The sequence below is a fragment of the Chitinophaga silvisoli genome, from assembly GCF_003412465.1.
Taxonomy (GTDB): Bacteria; Bacteroidota; Bacteroidia; order Chitinophagales; family Chitinophagaceae; genus Chitinophaga; species Chitinophaga silvisoli.
Map to the genome: position 1 here is coordinate 414,223 of NZ_QTJV01000010.1, position 21,611 is coordinate 435,833.

Consider the following 21,611-nt stretch of genomic DNA (forward strand, 5'->3'; position numbering starts at 1 on the left):
ATACTTTTAATAAGCGCCGGTCAAAATGCGCAGATCAGATAAGGCGATCCTGTAATTGAGCTGTGCACTCAGCAGGTCTGCCTGCGCTTTCGCCAGCATTGATTTTGTGTTTAACAGATCAGCTTCAATATTCAGGCCAGCATCTTGTTTATCCTGCTGAATTTTTAGCTCATCCTGCCGGTAATTTACAGCCTTTTGGGCAACCGCGATCAGGGCAATAGCCTGGTTGATCCGTCTTTTTGCTTTTGCAATATCATGGTTCACAGTCTCCTGCGTATTCGCTACATATTCGGTAGACTGCTGCAGCTGGAAGTTACGCTGGTGCATCACCTGTTTATTGGAAAAAATATCCTGGATATTCCACTTAAAGGATGCTCCCACAAATGGGTTACTGTTTGGATACAAAACATTCCCTGTCTGGTAAGTATAGCCAGCCATCAAACCAAAGTCAGGCAGGTAACTGCGTTGTGCTGCTTTGATCGCCTGTTCGGTTTTTACCCTCGTTAAATTGGCCAGCCGGATATCTACGTTGTTTTCGCCTGAAATGCTGTCACTGATTGGTTGTGGGGTGTAATCCACCTCCGCCAGTATCACACTGTCCGCAGTGATGCCCGTGAGCTGTTGCAGATCTGCCATGTAATCATCTGCCTGGATCTGTAGCTTCAGCAGGTTCTGTTCTTCATCCGCAACATTGGCCTGGAGTCCTGCCTTGCTGGCATCCACGGTTTTACCGGCCATCAGCGCACTTTCCACGTCAAACTGTTTCATCTGCGCCAGTTGAAGGTTGGCATTTGCGGTAACCTGTTGCTGCTGGTTAATCAGTAAACCATAATAGAGCTTTTCCACTGCCTGCCTGATTTGCAGCGCTGCCTTCCTGCTTTCCTGTTCTGCAATCAATACATCAGTCTTCGTCACTTCCATGCCTGCCTTTATCTTGCCCAGCTGGGTAATGGGTTGGTATACGGTTACACCGGCATTGAAGTTGTTGTGTTTACCCAGTTCAAAAGAAGCATCCTTATTCGGCAGTTCAATGGTAGTACCCCCCAATGGTAGAGCGCCGAAATAGCCGGCAGGGATATTCAGCGCACCCAGGTTCTGGTTATATTGATAGGCAGAGCTGACGGTGACTGCAGGATATTGTTTGATAGCATCTTCATGCAGCTTTGCCGCTTTTTCTGACTGTTGTAGTTTCTTGATGTGCAGTGCCCTGTTATGTTGCAAAGCGAGATCAATAGCCTGCTGTAAATCCAGTGGCATTGGTTGCTGCGCGTGCAGCACCGGTGCCATGAGCAGGAATATAATGAGTGTGAGAAGGCATCTACTTTTCATCGGAAGTCGGTTTGATCCATACGATATATAAAACGGGTACAGTGAGCAGGGCTACGATCATAGACCATACTACCCCCACGGCAATCACACTGGCCAGCGGGCTCCACATAGGAGAGCCGGAGAGGATCATAGGCAGTACCCCGATTGCGGCAGCCATCGCTGTCAGGAAGATAGGTCTCAGCCTGCGCTTGCCTGATTCAATAGCCGCCGTGCGTATATCCATGCCATGCTTTAATAGTTCGTTGGTATGGTCTACAAGAATGATCGCATTCCTCACCACGATACCTGACAAACTGATTAAACCTACAAATGCCGTAAACCCAAAGTTGTTATGCGTCATATATAGGCCCGCCATAGCCCCGAATAAACTGAGTGGGATGGTGAGCATAATAATCGTTGCTTCCTTCAGGTTGCGGAACTGGAAAAGCAGGATGAAGAAGATGGCTACAAGACTGATCGCCAGCACGACCATCATCTGGCTGAACGTCTCTTTCTTATTCGCGTCTTCACCTCCGTACACAATCTGGTATCCCGGTGGCAGCGTAAGCTGGCTGATAGCCGGTTGAATGGCTTTCAGCAGATCTGCAGGCAGTACATTGTCTGCCGTTTCACTCAGCACCGTCAGTGTTCTTACACCATTGCGGTGCATGATCTTGCCGGTCTGCCATTCAGGAGTAAGGGAAGCTATCTGACGTAGCGGCACACTGGCACCTGTAACCGGAGACTCCAGGTACATGTTTTCCAGGTCACTAAAACTGCGACGGCTTTTTTCATCCAGCCTCAATACAATGTCAATCGGGTTATTGCCCTCATACATTGTAGATACAGGGTAACCACTAAAACCTGTATAAACTGATTGTGCAATGCTGGCTGTCGCGAAGCCCAGCCTGTTGGCTTCATCTTTCAGCTGGATGCCTACGCCATAATAGTCTTCCCTGAAATCACTTCTTACGAGATAACTTCCCCTGGTGTTTTGAACGATCTTTTGCACTGCTGCTCCGATCTGTTTCAACCTGCTGATGTCATCTCCTATAATACGTACTTCTACCGGGGATTTAAGCACAGAGCCCTGTTGCATCAGTTTTACCTGTGGCAAACCTTCCGGTACAGCAGCAGCTACCTTTCGCTCCAGCTCCATAGAGAGTGCTTCGGTAGTTGCTTCTGTAGTTGTGTTGATTAAAATCTGTCCGTAGTTACTCACCGGTACTTCCGGTGAATAGTTGTAATAAAAGCGAGGCGCACTTGTACCTGTGAAGGTAGCATATGAAGTCACGCGCGGATCGTTCCTGATCAGGGCTGTGAGCCGCTGCACAGCATCATCTGTTTTCTCCAGCCGGGTGCCTGTAGGCATCCACAGTTCTATTACAAACTGGTTTCTCTCAGCTGCGGGGAAGAACTTCTGCCGGATACCTTTCGTATACAATAAACCGGCAAGGGGAATGGTGAGCAGGCTTCCGATGATCGTCGTTTTCGGATGTAATACACACCAGTCCAGCGCATTGTTATAAGCAGTTTGCATCCTGTCGAGCAATGACTTTCTCTTCTTTATCTTCTCCGGATTGTGCAGACCCTTTTTGATAAAGGTAAAGCACAACAGCGGTGTCAATACCATCGCCACGATAAAGGAAGAACCCAATGCCACTGCTACTGTAATCGGCAATGCCACGATGAACTCACCGACAGCCCCGGTGATCATTACCATGGGCATAAAAGACGCGATGATCGTCACCGTAGCCGCCAATACCGGCACCACCAGGTCTGTTGCACTCTTCCAGGCCGCCGTCCATCTGTCTTTCCCTTCATCCAGCAGTTCTACATAGTTATCTGCAATTACAATGGCATCATCGACGACCATACCCAGTACCACGATGAGGGCCGCCAGTGATACCTGGTGCAACTCTATCCCAAAGAGGTGCATGATGGCGAATGTCACAGCAATGGTCATCGGAATAGCCATAGCAGCTACTGCTGCAATACGTAATGGTAGTAATAAGATCACCACAATCACTACAGATATAATCGCGAGGAAGAATTCCTTAATAAAGTGAGATACGTTTTCATCCACCAGCATGGGCTGGTTCACAATAGTCGTGATATGTACATTGGAAGGGAGCAATTTGGATACCTCATCCATTTTCTGCTGCACCGCTTCCCCGAATTTCACAATGTTGTTACCTTCCAGCATCTGCACAGTCAGCATCATGGCCTTGTGACCATTAACAGTAATAAGAGAGGTGGGATCCGTATACGTACGATTGATAGCAGCTACATCACCCAGGCGTACGGTAGCCCCTGTCCGGGTAGTGCCTACAATCTGGTTGGCAATTTGATTCTCTGTATTATAATAACCGGTGGTATACAGTGGTGCTTTGGTGACATCCGTTTTTACATCACCTGTTGCCATAATGGTATTTTGTGATTGCAGCACGCGGGTCACTTGTGTCACATTAATACCATATTGAGCCAGCTTTTCAGAATTGGAAGTAACAGTGATCTGTTCTTTCTGTTCCCCAATGCGTTTGATCTTGGAGGATGCCTTGATTGTACGGATGGCATCTTCCATTTTTTGTGCGTATTCTTTCAGCTGGGTGTAGGTAGCGGAATCACTTTCGATACCGATCACCAGTGCTTCCGTGTCCCCGAAGTCAGAGTTTACAATCGGTCCGCGTACCCCCTGGGGAAAGTCGATAGATTTACCGACCAGGAGCTGGTGCCTTAGCTTACTCCAGAACACATCCGGGTTTTTCACCTTTTCTCCCAGTTCCACGTTCACGATGACCATCCCATCCTGGGAGGTAGAGTAGGTTTTATCTTTTCTTACTTCTTCAAACTGGAAAAGGTATTGTTCCAGTTTTTTGGTAACCTGGTCTTCCACCTGTGCGGAATTGGCACCGGGGAAGTAGGCAATCACCAGGCCCTGTCTGATCGTAATCTTCGGGTCTTCCCTTCTTGGCATGGTGAGCAGGGAGTTGACACCTACTGCAAATACGAGCAGCAGTACGGACAACGTCACCTGTTTATATTTTAAAGCAGATTGTACAAGATTCATGATGAAGATCATTTAGAGAGAGAAACAACAGCACCGTCATTGAGTTTTTGCTGACCACCGGTCACAATCTGTTCACCGGTATTAAGGCCGGTGGTAATCTCCATCAGGTTGCCACTGAGCTGGCCGATGCTTACTTTTCTTTTAAAAGCCTGGTGGCGCTGAGTATCTACTACGTAAACATAAGTCTGCCCATCTATGTCATGCATGACAGCTTCTACAGGAATTGCCAGGATGTTGCTGACATTGCCGGAGGCTAGTTTGATTTCAGCAATCATACCAGGTCTGATCAGCAACTGAGGGTTGTCCAGCGTGATCTTCACGGTAAATGCCCTGGCGGCAGCATCTGCTGCCGCACCTACTTCTGTGACTTTACCATGGAAGGTGTCGTTCACAGCACCTACCAGTACGGCAGCTTCCTGGCCCAATTTTACATTATTCAGTTCGCTCTCGGGAATGTATGCATTCACCTTCACCGTACGGATATCAGATACAGTGAAGAGGGGCATGCCTGCGCTGGTGATCTCACCGGTTTCAGCGCTCTTTTTCAGTAAGACCCCACTGATAGGGCTATAGAGTTTTGTGTCAGAGAGGTTCTTGGCCTGCAGTTTCTGCTGGGCGCGTGCCTGGGCGAGGGTATTGGTGATCTTGCTATAATCGCTCTCACTGATGCTCTTGCGGTCGTACATGATCTTCAGGCGATTGTATTCGTCCTGGGCCTGGTTGGTACTGGCATCGGCCATTTCTTTGGCAATGGCATAATTCTGCGGATCCAGGCTGGCCAGCAATTGGCCGCTTCTGATGGTTTGTCCTTCATCGGCAGCGATATAATTGATCTTCCCGGCTACCATAAAGCCAAGATGTACGGTCTTACTACCTTCTATATTTCCGCTGATGTTGATAGCATGGCTGGCGGTGGAGGTTTGAACGGTTTGGGTGATCACGGGAATGGCAGTATCCTGGGTGGATGATGGTTTGCCTCCTGTATGACAGCTGCTGGTAAAAATGGCTATAGTAGCGAGCCAGCAGACAGATTTCTGTAACATAAGCACTACGTTAATTATATGGCAAAAATTCAATAAGATTCCGGAGTAATTTTTAATCTATATTAAAAAACATGCCGATAGGAGAATTGTTGTGCTTATTTCTGACTCCTGATCACACTCAGCCGCTGCTGGGTGATGCCGATGTAAGAGGCAATATGTCCAAGGGGGGCTCTCAGTAGAATATCAGGATGCTTCTCCAGCATGGTTTTATACCTTTCCTGTGCCGATTGAAACTGGATCATATACATTCTTTCCGACATTTTTTTCATGACATCAATCAGGAGTACCCGCATTAGTTTTTCCAGCTGATTGTACTTATTGATGTAAATCTCAAGATCATTGAAATAGATCCAGCGGAGCGTAGAGGTTTCTAACAGTTCAAGACCGTGTGGCGAGGGAGCGTTGTAAAAGACACTCTCAATCGAAAGGCTAAACGAATTCTCCGTGAAGAAAAAGTGAGTAATGTCTTTATCGTCTTTTGTATAGTAGCTGCGTATCATGCCCGATTCAATAAAATAGACCTTTTTCGACAAAGCATCAGGCAGCAGCAGTTTATGGTGTTTAGGCAGGGTCTCGCAGGTGAAAGCCAGTTCCAGTTCCGAACAAATGTTGGCAGGGAGATCAAATTCCTGACGGAGAAAACCTAATAAATCCATCCTGCAATTTACCGAAATTTGTACGTAAATTTCACCCTTTTTAACAGCTGAATTATTTTCATTTTCCTTCCAAAATCCCCTCCTGGCAGCTTAGTAAAAGCAATTGCCCCACATTCTTTTTAATCATGCTTGTATAATTTAATATTATTATTTAGTCATATTGTATAATTGTATCAAATAATATATCTTTGTTTGGAAAACCGTGTATTTGAAAGGGGGTGCTATCCCTTCATCCCGCTTATTTCCCATATAGTTATGCCTCGACCTGCCTGGAGTACATTATGGTCACTTATATTCTTACTTTACGTGCAAGCAGCATATCCACAGCAAGGTTATATCTACTTACACGTTAACAGCCAGGATGATGTCACATCGCCCGATTTCCATTTCACTTTAGATGGGACCACAAATTTCATTCTCAATGACCAGCCTTCCGTTTCAGGTACCATCAACGACATTGGTGCCGGTGTCAGGGGAGAACTCTGGGCAGCTACCACTACCAACATTTTTCGTCGCCCTTCAGGAAGCAGCCAGTGGACCAATACCGGCTACCAGGCCATCAATATCGATGGTGCCGGAGCAGGCCAGTTTGTGAGTGTAGATGCCGCAGGTAATGCTTACTTCTTTGATGGTACCACACTCAATACAATCTATCGTCCTTCTTTTCATGCCAATATTGCCGCTGTAGATATCTCCTATGGTGGTGGCCGTATCGGGATTACCCGTTCTGACGGAAGTATCCTGACCAATATCAGTACCGCCGCTCCCTATGCCGATAGCTGGGCCCAGCTATTGGGAGGCAGTACCGGGGCTACCCGATTGGATATTCAGCCTTACACCGGCACCGTTGTGTATATAGCAAATGGTGTATATACCATTCCATTCACCGGGGGTACGGCTGCCAATATCAGTCCGTCTACCTATGCCGATATTGCAATTGACGGCCAGAGCCAGGTCTATGCCAATGGTGTTTATTACAATGGCAGCAGCTGGAGCGCCGATGCTACAGCAAGAACCGACTTTAGTCATACAACCGCTTTCGATGGCGCAGTATGGAGCAGCAATACGAATGCTATTTATAGCCGCACTGCCAGCAGCTGGCTGGATGGAGAACGGATCCGTACCACTCCGAATGATAATGCAGTGATCATTCCTGTTAGTGCAGGCACCTACCAACTGGCAGCGACAACACGCTGCGGATGGAAATTAAGCGGGTATACCATTTATGACCCGGATGCTTCCACGCTGACCGTTGATGCCATTTCTGTGGCGGCCGGAGAAATTGTACATATTGTGGCCAACGAAGATAAAGTTGCAACAACTCCTGTCACCATCACGGGCGACAGCGCCCTTTGTGCAAACAACCGCTTATCGCTGAGCGTATCAGTAGCCGGTGGCACCTGGAGTAGTAATAATACAAGCGTTGCCGTTGTAGATGGCAGTGGTACTGTCAATGGTATTGCAGGTGGAACAGCTACCATCAAATACGAACTGAATACCAGCGGTTGTATAGACTCTGCTATAAAAAAAATCTATGTTGCCGCCAGCCCGGCTTTTACATTGATGCCCACGAATGTCACCTGCAATACCTTTAAAGATGGTATCATCAGGGTTGCTTCCAACAGTACCGGCAATCAATACGCGATTAATGGCGGTGCATGGCAGGTAGATTCCGTATTCAGGGGATTAGGCCCGGGTTCATACAGCATCACGGTAAAAGGAGCCAATGGCTGTGTCGCAGATGCGCAAACAGCCGTGATCACCGAGCCTGATGTAATCGGTATCACAGTGTCCCAGATCTCCGTGGGCTGCCCCGGCGATGCAACAGGCAGTCTCACCGCTGTTGCCACAGGCGGGGTCGCTCCTTACACGCTGACCTGGAGCACAGGTTCTTCTGCCAGTACGATTGGCCGTTTGCCCGAAGGTACTTACAGCATCACCGTAAGGGATGCCAATACCTGTGCTGCCTCTATCAGGGTAAAACTCGTATCAGTGATCTCATTATTCGTTATCAATGCACCGGTCAAACAGGTAGGCGGACAAATTGTGATCACAGGCAATACCCTGCCAAATGCCTCCATCATTGTGAACTTCCCGGATGGCAGTTCTGCCGCTACCCATGCAGATGCCTATGGTAAATTCAGCACCATTTCAGCCAACCCACAGCCCAATGGAAGTGTATATGTTACTGTGACGGATGCAAGCACCAAAGCTACCTGTACCCGCTACGTTGATTTCAATGACGCACCTACTGCCGATGTAAGTATCGTAAAGACATTGGAGACCACAGGTGAAATTGGAATAGGCGACGAAATTTCATTCCTGCTCACGGTATACAATAAGGGACTGGACAATGCAACATCCCTGATCATCACCGATGATTTTCCTTACAACCTGTCTGCCGCAACGGAACTTTCTCCTTCTACAGGATATGCCACTTACAACGCAGCGATGAATGAAGTAGTCTGGAACATCGACACACTGCGTGTGCTGAAGTCAGCCTCCTTTTCTTTTAAGGCCCGTGTATCGGCTGCCGGGGTGATTAAGAATACAGCCTATGTTTCTTCGAATGAAACAGATCCCGACAATTCAAATAATTCAAGCACGGTGGAAACACCTGCCATTAGTGCAACTTTCTTTGTACCCAACGTGATTACGCCTAATGGCGATGGAAAGAATGACCAGTTTGTAATCAAAGGGCTGGACCTCTATCCCGGCTCAAAACTGGAGATCTATAATCGCTGGGGCAACCAGGTATACCGGAGTGACAACTACAACAACAACTGGAAAGGAGAGGGGCTGAGTGCCGGTATTTATTATTACGTGCTCAGGATCAACATGGCTGGAGGACCACAGCTGTACAAAGGTTATGTTGAACTGATTACAAGGTAGCAAAATGATTAAAAGGAGCATCACCATATTAATTTTCTTCCTTGCCTGCCTGGAGGCACATGCCCAGCAGGAGGTGCAGTTCAGTCAGTACATTTTTAACGGACTGGCTGTCAATCCTGCATATGCAGGATACAAGGAAGCGCTCTACCTGCACACCAGCTACCGACAGCAATGGTCCGGGTTTCCGGGAGCACCGGTCACCGGAACGTTCTCCGCAGACGGCCTTACAGATTACGCTGATAAAAGAGTAGGATGGGGGGTATTGACTTCTCTCGAAAAACTTGGTCCGCAATCAGCCACCGCCCTTTTTGTAAATTATTCATACCGTATTCCCATGGATTGGGAAGATGAAAAACGACTGGCGCTTGGTCTGGGTGTAGGTGTCACAAACTATAGTGTGGATGGCAGCAATCGTAAGTATGTAGATGCAGATGATCCCGAGGTAATATTAGGCCGGCAGTCAACCCTGGTGCCCGATGCAAGAGTCGGGCTTTATTACAATTCTGCTACCTCGTATATAGGTGTGTCCGTATTAAATTTATTTTCTGCATACACCAGCGGCAAGATCTTTTTAGGGAATGGTTTATTATATTCTTCTTTGCGCAAATCCAGGCACCTCTATCTCTCAGCAGGTACCCTATTTCCCCTGAACCAGGACGTGCAGTTAAAACCCTCCATCCTGGTGAAAGGAGATTTTAAAGGACCTGTGAATGTGGATGTAAATGTCTTTGTTTTATTGCAGGAGACCTTGTGGATCGGTGCCTCTTACCGTACAGGATTTAATTACCCCGGGAATACGAATTTACAGCCCAATTTAGACCCTAATAATGCATTTAGTGTGCTGATGGAAGTCTATGCAAATGACAACCTCAGAATTGGCTATTCTTACGACTTTTCAACCAGCGGAATTTCACGTTATCAACGGGGTTCACATGAGCTCTCTTTAGGCATTACAATCCCCAGCATCAACAGCATGAACAAGGTAAAATGCCCTCGCCATTTTTAATGTACAACTGATTGTTTTTCAATGATTATTTGGTTCAAAAAATATGTGGATAACTTTATCCACATAGGGTTCACTACGCAGAAAGAGTAGTAAGTGAGCTGCTAACTTTGATACTGAACAAAATAACCTGGTACCGTCATCCATGCAGCACGGCTATTAATCAATCACAAACAAAGTATTAAAGATTATGCGAGGACAACAAACCCTTTTCAATCATTTCATAGAAAACCCTGTCACCAAAACAGTGCGCAAAGGTCGCTCCGCCGATATGATCGCCCTGAGGGACGAATGCCTGCTGCACCGGTATTATTACTACATCAAGCTCCAGCAAAAGCGGTATGATTCTGCTATTGAGGAATTATCCAAAGAGTTCTACATTAAGAACAGTAATATTATTTACCGTATGCAGTGCAATAGCGAGCGCCTTGAGCAAATTATGAAAAGAGAACAACCCGACCTGAAGCAACTACGGCTGCTCTATCCATGGTTGACGTGGTAACGTCAACGATTGTTAACCCTGAAAAAAAAGCCTGTATCAAATAAGATACAGGCTTTTTTCATGCCCGTAATTAAATTTCAACTTCGGCAATCTCCAGTTGCGGTTTCCCTGTTTGTGTTGTATTCACTTCCAGGTACTCTTCAAAATCCAGACTATACGTCAGCACCCTTGCCCTGAATGCATCGGATCTCACCTCCGTATTTACCTTAATTCTACTCAGCGGATTAATCCCATTACTACTCCAACCCTGCAATGCTTCATGCAATTTTCTTTCTGCTTCATAATATCCCATCACAGTATTTGTATCTACAAAAGTAACCCCATCAGCAGCGAGTACATAATATACTAATCTCAATTGCAGCTCACCATTTGCCCGTTGTCCCTGGTTGAGTATTTCTGTAAAGTTCACATTGTTGAAATCGATAAATACACATGGCCATATAGCAGGTACGCTGCTGTAAATTTCTGTTTGTCCCATCTCCGGCAGAATTCCTTTTATCTCCGGAACTGTAGTGGCAATGTGCGTTTGCAGGGATGTGAAAAGTTGTGCAAATAGACTGTTCATTTTTTTTTATTTTTTTTGAGTTAACAACAGTGTAAAGATCGATCTATTCTGCGTCTTTAAAATTCACTTCATTAATGATTGTACAAACAGTGAAATCTAAATGCACAATAAAAGAATAAACATTATTTCACGATTTTTTCACCGTGTATAAAAGCTGTTTCTTTGTATTGTTATCGCTTGCAACATACATGAAAGAAGAAAGATCCTTTAAAACCTAAATTGTTAACCTCAGATGTTACTATTAAATGAAATTATTGATGTTAACCCCGGAAACGTACTCTTCCAGCGGCTTGGAGACCAGGCCTTCTCTGTAATCGTACTCATTGGCATCGCATGGATTTTGTGGAAGCGCCAGATCAAACTGGAAGATCGCCTCGCACAATATCTTAATGATGACCGTGAAAAAATGCAGGGAGTGATAGAAAATAATACAAAGGTCATGGAGCGCCTGGAAAGCGTACTGGAGAGACGTTAAACGTTAGAATTGTCCCCTATTTAAAAACAAAAGCACCCTCTGTCAAGAGGGCGCTTTCTGAAAGAGTTTACATTAAATAATATATACCCTATGGCATTCTGTAAAAAAACAGGAACTAAAATCAAACACGCATTACAACAATTCGACGCTTTTATTGCAGCACATGCTGAAGAAGCGCTGCGTGTCACCAGGATTATTAAATCTGCCCTGGAAAGCCCTGTGGTGGATCTCCTGGAAGCTATCATCCCCGGTGATGCAGATACTATCCTGAAAAATAAAGTATTGGCAGCACTCGAAACAGGTATCGATACCCTTAGCATTGTCGTAACCTGCAAAGATGAAACTTCACTGGAAGGAAAGGTAGCTTGTTTTGTCCGTGCATTAGCAACAGTATCTCCCGATCTGCAGGATGCTGTGTTACAAAAATTGCAGAGCATCATTTTGCGTGAGCTGGATGGCAATACTAAAAAGCAGAACATTTATGATCTGTTTAGCCAGGCAAGCTACAGCAACAGTAAATAATTTTTTTTCACAATTTAAATAGACCTAAAAATTAGAAAATGGGATTACCAAAAGTAGCAATTACATTAGGCAACGGCAATCTTGGCAGAACCGTTGTAACTGATGATGGGGTTGCTGGTCTGGTACTGACAGGTGTAGCCACGAATCAACTTTCGCTGGCTGTACCTACAGTACTCTTCAGCCTGAGTGATGCAGAAGCAATCGGGATCACCGATGGTGGCACCAACACTTATGCCTACCGCCACATCAAGGAGTTTTATGACATTGCAGGTGAAGGCGCAGAGCTGTACATCATGCTCGTTGAAAACACAGTAACAATGCCACAGATAGTGGATGTTACTAACGCAAACGGTGCTGTGAAATTGCTGGATGCTGCAAAGGGACGTGTCAGACTGCTGGGTATTACTTTTACCCCTGCTGATCTGTATGTAGCACCGCAGGGCGAAGGCATGGACGGCAATGTACTCGATGCTGTACCGAAAGCACAGCAGCTGGCACAGGCCTATGCTGATCAGTTCAAACCAGTACGTATTTTGCTGGAAGCAAATGCCATCGACATCGATCATCCTGAAAAGCTGAAAGACCTGCGCACCTTCTCCGCAAATCGCGTAGGAATTGTTTTAGCCGGCACTTACTATGATAGCCCTTCTATCGGTCTCGTAATCGGTCGTGCCGCAGCTATTCCTGTACAGCGTAACCTGGGTCGCGTAAAAGATGGTGCATTGCCAATTACAAATGCATACATCGGTACCAAAAAAGTTGAAGACCTCACATCTCTCGAACTCTTGCACACTAAAGGCTACATCTTCTTCCGTACCTTCGTTGGCCGCTCCGGTTATTACCTGAATGACGATCCAATGTGTGCTCCTGCTTCAGACGATTACAGTCAGCTGGCAGCAGGCCGCGTGATTGACAAGGCTATCACACTCTGTTATCAAACCTATGTCGAAGAACTGAATGATGAAGTAGCTATCGATGCAGATGGTAAACTCAGTGTGCCTGTTATCAAGTACCTGCAAAGCAGGATTGAAACCGCTGTCAACACAGCGATGGCTGACGAAATCAGTTCATTCAGCGCATATGTTGATGCAAACCAGAATGTACTGAGCACCGGTAAGATTACGGTAAAAGCAACAATTGTACCTGTAGGTTATACCAAAACCATCGAAGTATTACTGGGCTTCACCAATCCCGCTCTGAACCAGTAATGGCCGTTAACCCCAACATTTAAAAGACATCAATATGATTTTTGACACCAAAGAAGTGACCTGGGCAAATATGAAAGTAGTATTGCTCGGTAAAGAACTGACCGGTATCCGGGGCATTAAATACAAACTGACCCAGGAAAAAGAACACCTGCATGGTGCCGGCGATGAGCCTATCGGCATCCAGCGTGGTAAACGTATCTATGAAGGTGAAATCAAACTGCTGAAATTTGAATATGATATTCTCGCCGATGCTGTGAAGAACGCAGGCGGCAGAGACATCCTCGACCTCAGCGCTGAGATCGTAGTTACCTATGTTAAAGATGCTACCTCCACACCCCGCACTGATATCATTCAGGGCTTCCAGTTCAAGGAGTTTGAAAAAGGCTGGGAGCAGGGCGCCAAATTCATGGAGCTCACACTGCCCATCATCTTCATGGGCCTGAAACAAAACGCTTAATTTTTAAACTCACCACAATTATTTAAACCTATATCATGACAGTAGAAAAATCGCTTGCCGTTAGCCAGGAGCACATTGATGCATGGAAAAAGAAATATAAAGATATATTCAGGCTCACGGCTGCCGACGGTAAAGTTGGCTATTGCAGAAAACCCAACAGGGACGAAGTAAGCTATGCCATGACACTGATCTCCGGCGATCCACTGGCTTATCACGAAACCATCCTCAGGGCTACCTGGTTAGGTGGTGACGAAGAAATCGTAGAAGATAAATCCTATCTCTACGGTCTGGGCGGACAGCTGGATAAACTGCTGGAAGCGAAAAAAGTAGAAGTGGAAAAGCTCTAAGCGAGGCGTCCGGCGATTTTGATAGCAACCCTTTCGGTTATATTCAAACGCTGTTCGAATATTATCTGCCCCAGGTTGACACCTCGCAATTATCCGACTCACAATGGGCCGAGAAGTTTGCACAACTGCATGATATCCGGCAACGGGAACTGAAAGGATTGCCGTTGCTGTCAAGATAGCATGGTGTAAAATAATAAACAATGGCAGACCTGACTATTACAACCGATACCTATAAAGACTTACTGAAAGCAGCTGATGCTGCTTTCGGTAAGATCGGTAACTGGATGAAAAGTACAATCAATGACAACAATATATTTGTAGCATCCAACCGAAAACTAACAGCATCCCTCGATGAAATAGAAGACAGACTTAAGCGCGTAGAAGCCCTGAGAAATAAAACCAAAAGTATCCAGACGATCACCAGACTTGATAATATCAAAATCAGGTATGAAGAACGGAAGAAGGATATCCAGGATCAAAGTGATACCGCAAACCGTAAAGGCTGGGGGGAAGCAGGCAAAAAAGTCCTGGATAAAGGTGTGGATAAAATGCTGGAAGGTGCACCGGCATTGCTTCAGATGGGTATGGCGGCACAAACCGCACAAGTGAGCTTCCAACGCCTCACCGGCTCCTCGACAGCAGCTGCTGCTATCATCAAAGATCTGCACCAGATGGCCGCTACTTCTCTCTTTGACAATGATAAGTTGCAGGAAAACGCCACATCCCTGCTGGAAAGCGGAGTAGCCGCAGAAAAGCTCATGCCTGTGCTCAGTATGCTCGGCGATGCCAGTGGCGGTAATCAAACCAAAATGGATTCCCTCACCAAAGCCTTCGGTGATCTGCAACAGGAAGGACATTTGACCTCTGAATCACTGAAAGCTATGAATGATGCCGGCTTCAAGCCGCTTGAAATCATGGCAGCCAATAGTGGCCAAACCATGGAACAGCTGCAGGCGAGTATGGCAGCAGGAGGCATCTCGACCGAAAGCGTAGTAGCCGCCTTGCAGGCTGCCACTTCCAGGGGAGGGGAATTCTTTGGTGTGATGAGAGAACAAAGTGAAACAGCCGCCGGTCAATGGCATGGTCTCAAAGAAAAGATGAGTGAAGCCGGTGCCACGATAGGCAATGCACTCATGCCCACTGTGAGCAACTTCCTGGAAAATACACTCAAACCCCTGGTTGGCTGGCTCAGTGCTGCAGCAGAATGGATTTCCAGAAATGCAGAAACCGTAGGGTTCCTCACCACCGTGGTAGGCGCTGCAATACTGGGATACAAAGCATGGACCATTGCCGCAGAATTATTGGGTGGCGCTGTCGCCGGCAGTGGAGTAGGACTGGCTGTGACGATTATTGCTGCACTGATTGGCGTAGTCATTTATGCATGGAATACATTTGGCTGGTTCAGAGGGGCCATTCTGGGTGCCTGGGAAATCCTCAAAGGCTTCGCCGGTATGATCTGGGATATCGCTATCGCACCCATTAAATCGCTGATCTCTGGTATCGGCAACCTGGGCCAGGCTGTGATGTACCTCTTCAAAGGTGACTGGAGCAAAGCCTGGGAATCCGGAAAAGAAGCAATCAAAGATCTGTCTGGCTACAATACTGCAAAGACACTGATCGGTGATATGAAAGAGATGGGTGGCAAAGCCGCCGATGCCTTTCATGCAGAAGTGAATAAAAAGCAGACGGAATCAAAAGGCCCGGCCATGACCACACCACCTGTTCCCGGTGGGGCTTCCGGTTCATGGAGCATAAGACCCGGTGCTGGTAAGTTCGCTGGTGGCGGCGCTTCGGGTTCATGGAATCCTAATCCCGTTTTTACCGGTTCAGGTGCTTCCGGTTCCTGGACACCGGATGCTACCCGCAGAAAAATGTCAATGGACAACGCCAAAGATACTGCAACCGGCATCACTAACGGCGGTGCACGTACGGTAAATATTACCATGCAGAAGCTTTTTGATACCATAAACATCACAACCAATACCGTTTCCGAAGGTATCTCCAACATGGAGCAGCAAGTGACAGATGCCTTACTCCACATTCTTAAAACAGCATAACCTATGGCACTCAACATCGATATCGCCAGCACCTTCGCCGGTACCTTTGGCTATACTCCGGAAACCCTTACCATCCTGAAGCAACCCGATGTAAACAGCCGGGGCACCAGTTACTATGGCAACGAAGCGTATAGCAAGTCCTATTTCATGTCAGTAACCCTTGGCGGCTTAGACCTCTATAACCCCGTCATCAGCATCAGCAACAAGAAGACCATTGTACAAACCACGCTGGTCAACCGCTCCGGTACGGTGAAAGAAATGATCAGCAAAGAGGATTACAAAATAAATATCAAAGGCATCATCGTCCGCCAGGACAACGCTTATCCCGATGAAGAGATCAGCGACCTGATGGAACTGTACAACAGGAATGAAGCATTGACTATTAATTGTGCCCTCACCTCCTTGCTCTTTGACGAAGGTGAAAAAGTAATCATCACCGATCTCTCTTTTCCTCCATCACCAGGTACACAGAATATACAGGCTTATGACATGAACCTCATCAGCGATTTGAAATTTATCTTAAACAAAGCATAAATGTTTACCCTGAAATGTGAAATTAAGATCGGCAGCTATACATTCTATTCAGTCCAGGAAGTGAAAATCAAACGAAGCCTGCATTCTTTTGTTGATACCGCCTTCATTACCATTCCGGCTTCAGCAGCAATACGCTACACTGGCAAGCTGCCTACAAAATCAGTTTTCAGTTCGGCCGATCAGTTTGCAGAAGGCAATAAGGTGGAAATCTGGCTGGGCTACGATGACGACAGGCAACTGGAATTCGAAGGCTTTGTAAAAAGAATCAATGCAGCCTCTCCCTGTGTGATAGAATGCGAGGGCTATAGCTGGCAACTACAGCAGAAAGGTGTGCTGGATAGTAACAAGACCATCGAGCTGAAAAAGCTGCTCACAAAGATCACGGAAGGCACCGATATTATACTGAGTGATGAAATCCCTGACCTCAACCTGAACCAGGCCTACTTCACCGGTAAAACCGGCACAGATATTCTCGACTGGTTAAAAAAGGACCTCTATATGAATGTCTATTTCGAAGGGAAGCTCCTGTATGCAGGTTTTGATCATATGCAAAGTCCTAAGGCAGGCGTGTATGCCCGTGGCCGCAAAGCCACTGATCCGCTCAGTTACAGGACAATTGAAAACAATGCCAGCTACAAGATCGGTGATACCGTGATCAAAGATGATGAACTCAAATTCAGGAAAGCCAGTGATGCACAGGTGTTGGTCAAAGCTATCTATATAGATAAAAAGAATCAGCCACATACAGCAGAAGCAGGAGATGCAAATGGCGCTGAAACTACGCTTCATATCTCTCACTTTGAAGATCGGAAGGCCTTGCAAAAAGCTGCGGAAAATAAGCTGTCAACACTGAAATACGATGGCTACGAAGGCAAATTGATTGCTTTTCTGCAACCCTTTGCGTTTCCTGGTTGTAAGGCGAAGATATCCGATGACAAGTTCACTGCCCGTAATGGCACCTATCGCATCGAAAGTACAGAAGTTACTTTCGGTGCGTCGGGTGGCCGGCGGATTGCTGAAATAGGCATAAAAATTTAATCATCATGAGCAATAAACAACGTGAACTGGTAGACACACTGCGGAAGCTGGTGCACACCGATACCATTATCATTCCGGCAATTGTAAAAGACATTGATGAGGCAGAAGGTACCATCCTGGCTACAACTGCTACCGGCCTGGAAATCGCAGATGTAAGACTGCGTTCCGTGATAGGAGATAATGATGGCGTACTGATCTTTCCTCAAAAAGGGAGTAGTGTGCTCATGGCGAGGATCCAGGAGAGCAGCAATTTCGTGGTCATCAGTATGGAAAAGGTGGATAAGATCCAATACTTCGTGGAAGATAAATTCTTTGAGTTGGATAAGGATGGCCTGGAGATCAGTGCAGGTGATGAATCCCTGAAAAAATGCCTGGACGACCTGCTGGATGAAATAATCACGATCTATGCGCCGATGAATAAATCTGCTTTCATGGATATTAAACAACGATTGGCAACTCTTTTAAAATAACCCTTATGTCACTTAATAAAAGTACACTGCAATCGGCTATTAAAAGTGCTTTCAAAAATATGAAAGATACGGATGGCGATGAAGAACAGACCCTGGATGCATTAGCCGGCAAACTGGCCGAAGCGGTAGATACTTATGTTAAATCAGCTACCATCATGTATACCGGTGGACTCGCTACCGCTACAGGTGGCGGGCCTGTATCCGGAACATTTCAAGGCTCCTTACAATGAAAGATATCTTATTCAATACAGACCTGGATCTCGACATCCGGAACAACGATTTCGTTATTGGCTTCAGTGATCTGCAACACCAGCAGGTACTGCTCATGAACAACCGGGCCACTTTCAAGGAATCACCTGGTGTCGGCGTAGATGCATTCGGATTCTTACAGGACAATGACTATCATTCCCTGCTCGCTGAGATCCGTGCACAGTTCATCGCTGATGGTATGTCTGTTAAAAAAATTACCCTCACTGACTCCGGTCAGCTAAACATTGATGCGACCTATGAAGACAGTTAATGTAAAACCCCATCAATGCCTGCTGGACATTTCCATGCAGGAGAAAGGAAGTATCGCTGCCCTCTTCGACTTTGCTGTCGCCAACGGACGCAGCATTACAGATGAATTCATAGCAGGAGAAAGTTTGTTGATCCCCGATACCGAAATCATTGATATGCGCACCTGGCAGGAATTACAGGAAGACGGTATCATACCCGCCAATGGCTACACCGCAGATGATGCTGCATATGTAATGGGAGGTATCGGTTACATGGGCATACAGCTGGACTTCCGCATCAGTTAAAAAATTAAAACTATTATGGCAAGAACAATCACCGAAATACAGGATGATATCATCAGCCGGGTAGCGGGTACCGCAGAACTTTCTACGCTCAACAGCAGTAGCAGGGTAGCCGTATGGCGGCTCTGGACCTATATCGTAGCCGTAAGTATCTGGGCGCTGGAAAATCTCTTTGATCTGCATAAGACCGAAGTGACAAACCTGATCAATGAAAAAGCCCCGCACAGCCTTCGCTGGTATGCAAACAAGGCAAAAGATTTTCAGTATGGATCAGAGCTGGCTTACGAAGAGGATTATTATGATAACTCAACACTCTCTGACGACCAGGTTGCTGAACAAAAGATCATTGCTTTCAGCGCAGTCGTAGAACAATCCAAAGGCTTACGTTTGAAAGTAGCGCGCATCGTGGATGGCGACCTGAATGCCCTTACAGCCCAGCAGCTGGAATCATTCGAAACATACATGAACAGGATTAAAGATGCCGGCATCACACCACTTGTCGTGGAAAGCTTACCGCCTGATAACCTCAAACTGGAACTGATCATCTATTACAATCCCCTGGTATTGGGTAGTGACGGCTCCCGGCTGGATGGAACTAATCCTGACCCGGTAGGTAACCGTATCAGGGATTACCTGAAAAATTTGCCCTTCAACGGTACGCTGGTCCTTGCATACCTGGTCGATGCACTGCAGCAGGTGGACGGTGTTGTCATCCCACATATCGTACAGGCACAGGCCAAATATGGTACACTGGCTTATTCAGCGATCCCTGTGATGTATAACCCCGATGCCGGCTACCTGCGTGTACAGGAAGAAGAAGACCTCACCATCACCTTTATCCCTCAAAGCACCATCAAATGAGCAGTATCTTCGACATCAACTATCACAAGCTGGTCAGGTTACTGATGCCACCCCGCCTGAGGAAGGTTGTACACATTGCCTGGTTGCATGCGCTCACCTATCCTGTCAATATGCTCTATCAGCAATACAGGCGTAACCGTGATGCGAACCTGTACAGGTTGAGTATTACACCGCAGGTAGTGTATATGGAGAAATTGCTGAATGACAGGTATGACCGTTCAAACAGGGGCATCCGGATTGCAGATGCGGTGAGTAATGAAGTGACACTGATCTACCAGGAGGAGGAATCCAAGCCCAAATTCCTGTATACCGAATCAGAAGCACAACCCATTTACATTTTTACAGAATCTGAGATTGGCAACGAACCTGTGGACTTTTATGTTTTGGTGCCCGGCACTGTTCCCTACAATGATGCTGAAATGTCGGCACTGATTGATACCTATAAGCTGGCTGGTATTGCCTACAAAATTCAAAAAGTATGAACAAAATAGAACAATTAACAAACCTGGGTGGTTTCCCCATGACCCAGTATACGCTTGACTTTATGCAGTCTTCCTACCACGATTCGCTGGCAGGCATCTCCAGGTTGATCGGGAGTGGAGTGATCGTATCAGGCATGGAAGAAGTAGGCAACAATGTAGCAGATGGATGGATCAGTTATGAAGGGGAGTTACTGCCATTTATAGGAGGACCGAAACAGTCTACCTGGATAATAGAAGAAATTACTGAAAGCAGGCGTTTTGCCGATCAGATCACACGCAATGTATACTTCACCAGGAGAGCCCGCTTTGCCAGCGGTGGTATTGACTATGGCAACCTGCAGCGGATAGAAACCCTGCTAAGCCTGCGCGATACGATTGCAAACATGAAGGCATCATTTACACAACAGTTGAACAGCCTCTGGAAGAAAGGGGATATTATTGAAGTAGACTGTGATGCAACATACATATCAGCGAATTTCACCAATACCGGTTTAGGTATCAACGAAAGAGACGGCTGGGCGATCTGTAACGGTAACAATGGTACGAAAAACAGGATGGGTAGATTCCCCGTTGGTTACGACCCCAGCAGGACAGATTATAGTCCTGTCGGTAAAACCGGTGGTGCTGAAACCATTACCCTGACGGAGTCGCAAATGCCTAAACATACACACAACTTTAGTGTTACAGGTCAGCAGGTCGGAAGTTTACTGACAAGGATATATAGTATCTCAGAAGGTTATTTCCCGCTTGCCGGAAACTATAATGCGGGTATGGCTACTGCAGGTGGAGACCAACCGCACGAAAACCGCCCGCCATACATCGCTACTCTCTACATCATGAAAATAAAATAACATGGCAATACGCGAACGTAATAAACTAAAAGGATGGTTTCAGACAGGTGCTTATCCTACCCAGGATCAGTTCTGGGATTGGATGGACAGCTTCCTTCACAGATCCGAAGATGCAATCGGCATTGATAATATCGCCGGCTTGCGCACGCTGCTGGATAATAAGGCTGATTTTGAAGCTTTCAATACACTCTACCAGCGCTTCCTGGAAATAGCAGGCTCCATGAAAAAAATATGGAGAACGGATGTAACGATTTCCCTGTCTGATGATTATTTGAATGCCCAGTACCCTGACGCAGGCAAAGGTACACAGGTGATATGTCCTTCCATTACGCAGGGTGGTGAGGTGTACGAGAAGTATGACGATACAACCAATGCATGGTTCAGGTTGTATATGATCAGACCTTCGGTAACCGGCAGCCCTGGCGCAATGGAAGATGTAGAAATTGATGACTATGTATAAATTTAAAAAT

The 21,611-nt window shown here is 46.4% G+C and carries 24 protein-coding genes; 19 read left to right on the forward strand and 5 right to left on the reverse strand.

The window, feature by feature from the left end:
* Positions 1 to 6: 6 nt before the first annotated feature.
* The 4 genes from DXN04_RS26060 to DXN04_RS26075 form a co-directional block, all read right to left on the reverse strand.
* Positions 7 to 1,329, reverse strand: coding sequence for a TolC family protein (locus DXN04_RS26060; RefSeq protein ID WP_116856334.1), 1,323 nt, complete (start codon positions 1,327 to 1,329; stop codon positions 7 to 9).
* Positions 1,319 to 4,378, reverse strand: coding sequence for an efflux RND transporter permease subunit (locus DXN04_RS26065; protein WP_116856398.1), 3,060 nt, complete (start codon positions 4,376 to 4,378; stop codon positions 1,319 to 1,321). Before DXN04_RS26065 ends, DXN04_RS26060 begins: the two co-directional genes overlap by 11 nt.
* Positions 4,379 to 4,386: 8 nt before the next feature.
* Positions 4,387 to 5,421 (reverse strand): efflux RND transporter periplasmic adaptor subunit, encoded by a 1,035-nt coding sequence (locus tag DXN04_RS26070; RefSeq protein WP_116856335.1) that lies wholly within the window; start codon positions 5,419 to 5,421, stop codon positions 4,387 to 4,389.
* 95 nt (positions 5,422 to 5,516) lie between these two features.
* Complete coding sequence (locus tag DXN04_RS26075) at positions 5,517 to 6,077, reverse strand: Crp/Fnr family transcriptional regulator (protein ID WP_116856336.1); 561 nt, start codon at positions 6,075 to 6,077, stop codon at positions 5,517 to 5,519.
* A 306-nt stretch (positions 6,078 to 6,383) separates the two neighbouring features.
* Between DXN04_RS26075 and DXN04_RS26080 the strand changes: the two genes are divergently transcribed.
* The 3 genes from DXN04_RS26080 (at position 6,384) to DXN04_RS26090 (ending at position 10,474) form a co-directional block, all read left to right on the forward strand.
* Positions 6,384 to 8,969 (forward strand): T9SS type B sorting domain-containing protein, encoded by a 2,586-nt coding sequence (locus DXN04_RS26080; protein ID WP_158569152.1) that lies wholly within the window; start codon positions 6,384 to 6,386, stop codon positions 8,967 to 8,969.
* Between the two features lie 4 nt (positions 8,970 to 8,973).
* Positions 8,974 to 9,975, forward strand: a complete 1,002-nt coding sequence (locus DXN04_RS26085; RefSeq protein ID WP_116856338.1) for a PorP/SprF family type IX secretion system membrane protein — start codon at positions 8,974 to 8,976, stop codon at positions 9,973 to 9,975.
* A gap of 187 nt (positions 9,976 to 10,162) precedes the next feature.
* Positions 10,163 to 10,474: a transposase gene (locus DXN04_RS26090; RefSeq protein ID WP_116856339.1), complete on the forward strand. Its 312-nt coding sequence runs from the start codon at positions 10,163 to 10,165 to the stop codon at positions 10,472 to 10,474.
* 70 nt (positions 10,475 to 10,544) lie between these two features.
* On the opposite strand, the gene DXN04_RS26095 is transcribed toward DXN04_RS26090, so the two are convergent.
* Positions 10,545 to 11,039 (reverse strand): hypothetical protein, encoded by a 495-nt coding sequence (locus DXN04_RS26095; RefSeq protein WP_116856340.1) that lies wholly within the window; start codon positions 11,037 to 11,039, stop codon positions 10,545 to 10,547.
* A 232-nt stretch (positions 11,040 to 11,271) separates the two neighbouring features.
* Between DXN04_RS26095 and DXN04_RS26100 the strand changes: the two genes are divergently transcribed.
* The 16 genes from DXN04_RS26100 (at position 11,272) to DXN04_RS26175 (ending at position 21,601) form a co-directional block, all read left to right on the forward strand.
* A complete protein-coding gene (locus DXN04_RS26100) occupies positions 11,272 to 11,514 on the forward strand; it encodes a hypothetical protein (RefSeq protein ID WP_116856341.1) in 243 nt (80 codons plus the stop codon).
* Positions 11,515 to 11,604: 90 nt separating this feature from the next.
* The gene (locus DXN04_RS26105) at positions 11,605 to 12,036 is read left to right on the forward strand and encodes a hypothetical protein (protein WP_116856342.1); all 432 of its coding nucleotides are present in this window, start codon (positions 11,605 to 11,607) and stop codon (positions 12,034 to 12,036) included.
* A 38-nt stretch (positions 12,037 to 12,074) separates the two neighbouring features.
* Positions 12,075 to 13,244 carry a DUF2586 family protein gene (locus DXN04_RS26110; protein ID WP_116856343.1) on the forward strand — a complete coding sequence of 390 codons (1,170 nt, stop codon included), beginning with the start codon at positions 12,075 to 12,077 and terminating at the stop codon, positions 13,242 to 13,244.
* 34 nt (positions 13,245 to 13,278) lie between these two features.
* Positions 13,279 to 13,701, forward strand: a complete 423-nt coding sequence (locus DXN04_RS26115; protein ID WP_116856344.1) for a hypothetical protein — start codon at positions 13,279 to 13,281, stop codon at positions 13,699 to 13,701.
* Between the two features lie 35 nt (positions 13,702 to 13,736).
* Entirely contained in the window at positions 13,737 to 14,048 is a 312-nt protein-coding gene (locus DXN04_RS26120; protein ID WP_116856345.1) for a hypothetical protein, read from the forward strand.
* 200 nt (positions 14,049 to 14,248) lie between these two features.
* Entirely contained in the window at positions 14,249 to 16,105 is a 1,857-nt protein-coding gene (locus tag DXN04_RS26125; protein ID WP_116856346.1) for a tape measure protein, read from the forward strand.
* 3 nt (positions 16,106 to 16,108) lie between these two features.
* Positions 16,109 to 16,639 (forward strand): DUF6046 domain-containing protein, encoded by a 531-nt coding sequence (locus DXN04_RS26130; protein ID WP_116856347.1) that lies wholly within the window; start codon positions 16,109 to 16,111, stop codon positions 16,637 to 16,639.
* On the forward strand, positions 16,640 to 17,677 hold the full coding sequence (locus DXN04_RS26135) for a hypothetical protein (RefSeq protein WP_116856348.1): 1,038 nt from the start codon (positions 16,640 to 16,642) through the stop codon (positions 17,675 to 17,677).
* 5 nt (positions 17,678 to 17,682) lie between these two features.
* Positions 17,683 to 18,147, forward strand: a complete 465-nt coding sequence (locus DXN04_RS26140) for a hypothetical protein (protein WP_116856349.1) — start codon at positions 17,683 to 17,685, stop codon at positions 18,145 to 18,147.
* Positions 18,148 to 18,152: 5 nt separating this feature from the next.
* Positions 18,153 to 18,377 (forward strand): hypothetical protein, encoded by a 225-nt coding sequence (locus DXN04_RS26145; protein WP_116856350.1) that lies wholly within the window; start codon positions 18,153 to 18,155, stop codon positions 18,375 to 18,377.
* The gene (locus DXN04_RS26150; RefSeq protein ID WP_116856351.1) at positions 18,374 to 18,667 is read left to right on the forward strand and encodes a hypothetical protein; all 294 of its coding nucleotides are present in this window, start codon (positions 18,374 to 18,376) and stop codon (positions 18,665 to 18,667) included. Before DXN04_RS26145 ends, DXN04_RS26150 begins: the two co-directional genes overlap by 4 nt.
* Positions 18,654 to 18,950 (forward strand): hypothetical protein, encoded by a 297-nt coding sequence (locus DXN04_RS26155; RefSeq protein WP_116856352.1) that lies wholly within the window; start codon positions 18,654 to 18,656, stop codon positions 18,948 to 18,950. Before DXN04_RS26150 ends, DXN04_RS26155 begins: the two co-directional genes overlap by 14 nt.
* A 15-nt stretch (positions 18,951 to 18,965) precedes the next feature.
* Positions 18,966 to 19,808 (forward strand): nucleotidyltransferase, encoded by an 843-nt coding sequence (locus DXN04_RS26160; RefSeq protein WP_116856353.1) that lies wholly within the window; start codon positions 18,966 to 18,968, stop codon positions 19,806 to 19,808.
* Positions 19,805 to 20,290 carry a hypothetical protein gene (locus tag DXN04_RS26165; RefSeq protein WP_116856354.1) on the forward strand — a complete coding sequence of 162 codons (486 nt, stop codon included), beginning with the start codon at positions 19,805 to 19,807 and terminating at the stop codon, positions 20,288 to 20,290. Before DXN04_RS26160 ends, DXN04_RS26165 begins: the two co-directional genes overlap by 4 nt.
* Positions 20,287 to 21,141: a phage baseplate protein gene (locus DXN04_RS26170; protein WP_116856355.1), complete on the forward strand. Its 855-nt coding sequence runs from the start codon at positions 20,287 to 20,289 to the stop codon at positions 21,139 to 21,141. The genes DXN04_RS26165 and DXN04_RS26170 overlap by 4 nt, the downstream gene beginning before the upstream one ends.
* Before the next feature lies 1 nt (position 21,142).
* Positions 21,143 to 21,601, forward strand: coding sequence for a hypothetical protein (locus tag DXN04_RS26175; RefSeq protein WP_116856356.1), 459 nt, complete (start codon positions 21,143 to 21,145; stop codon positions 21,599 to 21,601).
* Positions 21,602 to 21,611 lie beyond the last annotated feature (10 nt).